General features: G+C 70.0%; 5 protein-coding genes. 1 reads left to right on the forward strand and 4 read right to left on the reverse strand.

Annotated features, from left to right (window positions below; genetic code table 11):
* Window positions 1–22: 22 nt before the first annotated feature.
* Complete coding sequence (locus tag VQ02_RS39580) at window positions 23–730, reverse strand: Spy/CpxP family protein refolding chaperone (protein WP_245239908.1); 708 nt, start codon at window positions 728–730, stop codon at window positions 23–25.
* Between the two features lie 340 nt (window positions 731–1,070).
* Here VQ02_RS39580 and VQ02_RS31785 point away from each other — a divergent pair, with 340 nt between their 5' ends.
* Window positions 1,071–1,634: a DUF4142 domain-containing protein gene (locus VQ02_RS31785; protein ID WP_245239909.1), complete on the forward strand. Its 564-nt coding sequence runs from the start codon at window positions 1,071–1,073 to the stop codon at window positions 1,632–1,634.
* A 359-nt stretch (window positions 1,635–1,993) separates the two neighbouring features.
* Here VQ02_RS31785 and VQ02_RS31790 read toward each other — a convergent pair whose 3' ends face one another.
* The 3 genes from VQ02_RS31790 to VQ02_RS31800 form a co-directional block, all read right to left on the reverse strand.
* Complete coding sequence (locus VQ02_RS31790) at window positions 1,994–2,674, reverse strand: DUF4142 domain-containing protein (protein ID WP_048448264.1); 681 nt, start codon at window positions 2,672–2,674, stop codon at window positions 1,994–1,996.
* Between the two features lie 143 nt (window positions 2,675–2,817).
* Entirely contained in the window at window positions 2,818–3,195 is a 378-nt protein-coding gene (locus VQ02_RS31795; protein ID WP_245239910.1) for a hypothetical protein, read from the reverse strand.
* Window positions 3,196–3,972: 777 nt separating this feature from the next.
* Entirely contained in the window at window positions 3,973–4,521 is a 549-nt protein-coding gene (locus tag VQ02_RS31800; protein WP_048448265.1) for an HNH endonuclease, read from the reverse strand.
* Window positions 4,522–4,938: the final 417 nt, after the last annotated feature.

Raw genomic sequence — 4,938 nt, forward strand, 5'->3', positions numbered from 1 at the left:
GGGATGGAGGGCGGTGCGACGCTCAGTCGTCGCGGTGGTGGCGGTGCATCCCCCGGTGCGGCCCCATCGGCCGGCTCAGCATCGCGGCGCGCTGCTTCTGCGCCTGGTCGAGGGTGGCGTAGAGCGGCTGCGAGGCGTCGGCGAGCTTGCGCAGGGCGTCCGCGCGCGCGCCCAGCGCATCGGCCCGGGCCCGGATCGCGTCCGGCGCGGTCTCGGCCAGGGGGTCGCGGTCGCGCCCGCGCCGGGCCTCGCGCTGGTTGCGGTTGAGCTTGGCGAGGTTGCGGATCGCGTCCTCGACCGGCGGCCAGAGCTTCTCCTGGTCGGGGGTGAGCTTCAGGCCGGCGTGCAGGGCCGCGACCCGCGCGTCCGTGAAGGCCTGCACGTCCTCGGCGCTGAGGCCGCGCCGGCCGTCGGGCCCGCCCGCATGCGCGAGCTGCATCGCCCGCGGCCCATCCGGCGCCTGCGCCAGCGCGGCGGTCCCGGCCAGGGCCGCACCGAGAAGTCCCGCGCCCAGGATTCCGGCGACGATTCCGGCGGTCGCCCCGGTGGTGAGAGTGCGGGCCGCCGGATGGCGCGGATCTCGCCGGGAGGTTACGGTTTCGTCACGCGGCCCCAGTGCGTGCCGCGAGGGGGGGACATGGCAGACGACGACCGCGGAGCAGCAGACCGGCGCGACCGGCGTGGCGCCGCCCGGGGACGGGCTGAGCGTTCCGAAGAAGATCGTGGTCACCCTCCCGCCTCCCTCTCCGCCTGCGAATCCCGCAACGGCCGACCGCGCGGCGGACGTCCGCTGCCGTGAGCAGACGACACGTTCGTGCCGGCCGGCGGAATCCCGTCGATCGGCGTAGGTCGCAGGCGCGATCGGAGCAGGTCGTCTCCCTCGGATGCCCCGTATCGATCGCCGCGATTCACCAAAGGCGACGCTGAAACCTCGCCTTTCTCCGGGACGTTGGTGGCGGCGAACGGGCTCAGGGATCGTTGCTCAGTTGCCGGTGCTCCGTCGCACCCACCGCGAATACGTAAGGTGTACCATGCATCGTCGTCTTGCATTGACCGCTATAGCTTCGGCCGTGGCGATTCCGTCATTCGTCACGGTGGCGCTCGCGCAGCAGCAGCAGGCCGGCCCGACGGCAGCGGCCACGGGCAATACCGGCGCCAAGATGGGCGAGGCGGAGGCGAAGCACGCCGCCGACACCCTCGCGGCCGGGTCCGCCTCCCTCGCCGCCAGCCGGGTGGCGCTGACCAAGGCCTCCGACGACGACGTGAAGCAGTTCGCCCGCTTCGAGATCGCCGAGCAGGAGACCATCGCCGACGTGCTCAAGGCGATGCGCGACCCGGCCCAGCCCGCCTCCGGCCAGGTGAAGCCGCCCGCCGAGCCCGAGGTCACCGGCCAGCTCGACCCGAAGGGCAAGGCGATGCTCGACAAGCTCGAGCAGGCCAAGTCCGGCAAGGCCTTCGACCTCGAATACATCCGCGGCCAGATCGACGGTCACCAGGCGCTGCTGAAGATCCAGGAAGCCTACCTCGCCACCGGCAAGGACCGGGAGAATCTCGGCGTCGCCAAGCTCGCCCGCGGCCAGATCCGCGAGCATCTGGCGCTGCTGGCCGAGATCGAGAAGGATCTGAAGGACTGATCGCATCCTCGCCCTCGCACACCGGCGTGCGAGGGCAGGGGCCTGCTCTTCTTCGGCGTCCTACGAAATTCGTCTGATCTGTGCCGTAGCAATGAATCGCAGGATCCCCTCTCCCACTCGGGAGAGGGGAGATGGGCTCTGCCCTTATTCGAACAGAGCAAGCGGAATGCGCATCGCTCCTCGCACGCAGACCCCGGCGCCGCCGAGCGGCGCCGGGGTCTGCGATCAACCAGGATCGACAGGCCTCATCCCGTGCGGTTGCGGGGCTCCGGGATGATCACGGCCGTAACGATCACCGCGGAGTGTGCGAAGTGTGCGTCGCGGCACACTCCACGTCTTCTCTCACGCGCGGCAGGTGCTCAGCCCTCGGCGGCGGCGCCCATCATCCGCTGCATCTGGCTCAGCTGCGAGATGTGCAGGTTGATCAGCGGTATGGCACCGCGGGCGACACGGCGCAGGGCCGGATCTTCGCCGCTCTGGGCGTAGGAGCCGTGGATCATCAGCGCCTCCCGGTGACCCTGGAGCGAGGCGTTGACGAAGGCGGCATCGTATTGTGGACCGCCCTGCATGCCGGAGAGCTGCGCCAGGATCTGCGCCTTCTGCTCGTCCGAGGTCATCCCGCCCGGGGTGCCGCCGCCGCCCGCACCCAGCACGCCGCCGACAGTCCCGACCGCCGCGCCGGCCACGCCGCCGGCGATCGCGAACGGCGCCGCCACCAGGCCGCCGACGACCCCGCCCGGGCCGGGCGGGCCGCCTGCGCCCACCGGCATGCCGCCGCCCGTGACCGCGTCGATCTTGTTGGCGAGGTTGACCTGCTCGGTCACCTCCGCCCGCGCGAACCGCTTGACCCGCGGGTTGCCGGTCTTGGCGAAGGCGTCGCGCGCGGTGTTCTCGAGGAAGAGGCCGCCCTTGGTGGCCATCGCCAGGTAGACGGGCGTCGGCATGGCGCCGGCCGGAGTCGGCTGGGCGACGGCCGTGCGGGTGACCGCGAGGGCCGCCGTGGCGGAGAGCATGCTGACGAGGACGTCGCGACGGTGCATGGATGTGGCTCCGGTGAAGGGCACGCATCCCGGCAATCGTCGGCCTGGATGCTCGGGGGGGGTAATTTCCTCGCCCGGCGGACGTTCCGTTCCGCCGCCGCCCTGCCCGCAACCGCGGCAATATCGCGCAGTATGTCTGCCCCTCATCCCCGCCGGGGCCAGGGCTCCGGCCGCTTGCGCCGCCGCCAGCGCCGCCACGGCCGGCCCAGGAGCCAGAAGGCCAGCACCACGCCGGCGGCGTACCAGGCGTGCAGGCTGGCGTAGCCCCCGTCCGGCGTCCAGGCGAAGCCGCCGAGGAAGACGTAGGAGACCGCCGCCGCCAGCGTGCGGAAGGCCAGGAGCCAGGGATGCTGCAGGATCGGGTCGCTGCCGTAGACCGCGAGCCCGAGCCCCGTCAGGGCGAAGAGCACTCCGCCCAGCGGCAGGCCGAGGAACAGCGAGAGGACGGCGCGCAGGAACAGCGCGGGCCAGTCTCGGCGGCGCGCGGGTGCGGGGGCGTCGGTCACGGTCGGGTGCGGCATGCGGCTTTCGGCGCTGGCGGGCCGCGCTACGCGGCCTCGACGGAACAAGCCTCCAGCGTGTAGCGCAATCCGCGCCGCCGTCTCCAGGGTGTCCGCGCCCACGAACCGATCCTCCGCTCGCGGGCGCGGTGGGTCAGGCCCGGGGAAGCCCGACCCGGCTCCGCCGGCCCGGGCGCTGCGCCGGTCCCGTCCGCACAGATGGTCTGTGTCGTGTTACCCAGTTCGCTCGCCCGGCACCTGGCGCGATCAGCACGACGGCAAGTGCGGCGGCGGGAATAATCTCGAAATCATGATGAGGGTTCGCTCAGGAATTTCAGACGGCGACAAGCTATTAAATCAAAATTATGCAATCAAAGATAATGCAAAATCTGAAATCTAACACGGAGCGTGGCACGACCAAGAGTTCTGGTTTGCGAAACTCTCGCCACCGAGAGCATTCGTAGAGCCGATGCTGCGCCGCTCGAGCGTCAATCGATGCGGACGCAAGATGTGCTGCGGCAGATGGGTTGTATAAATTTTATAATGTGATAAAAATTCGTTCTGCATTTATTTATCTGGCGGCAAAAGATAATTTCCGAAGCGACGCTCGGAAGATCCGGAAGAAGATAAATTTGACGTTCAGGTGATCATACCGGGTGGCGATTCGGACCACCGCCGTCCCCCACGCTCGCGAGGGCCGGCGGCGGTCCTGCCGGGCCCGAGGGCCGGCCGGCTCGTTCGGGTGATTCGCGCGGGGCCGCGACCGCCCGCGCCTCGACGGGCGGTCCGGCGTCCGGCTCAGGTCTCGAGCTCGCTGTCCCAGTACAGGTAGTCGATCCAGGTGTGGTGGTACTGGCGATGATCGAATTCCGGCTGGCGGCGGTGCAGCTCGTGGCGGCTCGGTCGGCGCGGCTCGTTGAGGAGGGGCATCTCGGCCTCCTCGGGCGTCCGGTTGGCCTTGCGCAGGTTGCACGGGCTGCAGGCCGCGACGACGTTCTCCCAGCTCGATTGCCCGCCGCGGGAGCGCGGCACCACGTGGTCGAAGGTCAGGCCGCCGGAGGGCAGGCGCAGGCCGCAATACTGGCAGGAGAACGTGTCGCGCAGGTAGATGTTGTAGCGGGTGAAGGCGGGGCTGCGCGCCATGGCGACGTAGCTCTTCAGCGCCACGACGCTCGGCACCTTCAGCGACCGGCTGGGCGAGCGCGCCTCGATGTCGTAGCTCGCCACCAGGGTGACGCGGTCGAGGAACAGAGCCGTGAACGCATCCTTCCACGACCACAGGGAGAGCGGATTGTAGGAGAGCGGCCGATAATCCGCGTTGAGCACGAGGGTTTGAAGATCCAGCATCATCCTGCCCTGGCGACGGGCCGACCGCGGCGAGGGGGGCCGGCTGGACGCCGGTCCTCGCGTTGCTCGCCAGGGGAGGAGATGGGGACCATCGCCTATCCTCCGAGCCGGTCGGGGAGAGTAGGGGGACACGGCGGATGCCCGCCACGGCCGCTCGGGGAGCGGACGCCGTGGTGCGCGGCCGGGATGCGATCCGGGCGCCGTCTGGGCTGCTGATGAGGGACGATCACCGACATCCTCCCGCAGCAGAACGAAATGGCCGAGTCCATTGGGGGTTAGTCTAATAGCAGCATGACAGGGTTGTGAAGGTTTCGGGCCGGGGCGTCTCGTCACGCCCCACACGAATTCGCGGCCCACAGGCATCCCGCGGTGCGGACCGCGGGGCCCGGCCGCCGGCCCTGCGGCCCACCCCCGATC

The sequence above is a fragment of the Methylobacterium variabile genome (genome assembly GCF_001043975.1).
Classification (GTDB): Bacteria; Pseudomonadota; Alphaproteobacteria; order Rhizobiales; family Beijerinckiaceae; genus Methylobacterium; species Methylobacterium variabile.

Coding starts and splice junctions, on each gene's coding strand:
- VQ02_RS31800 (WP_048448265.1), bottom strand. CDS start 4,521: ATGCTGGATCTTCAAACCCTCGTGCTCAACGCGGATTATCGGCCGCTC.
- VQ02_RS31790 (WP_048448264.1), bottom strand. CDS start 2,674: ATGCACCGTCGCGACGTCCTCGTCAGCATGCTCTCCGCCACGGCGGCC.
- VQ02_RS31795 (WP_245239910.1), bottom strand. CDS start 3,195: ATGCCGCACCCGACCGTGACCGACGCCCCCGCACCCGCGCGCCGCCGA.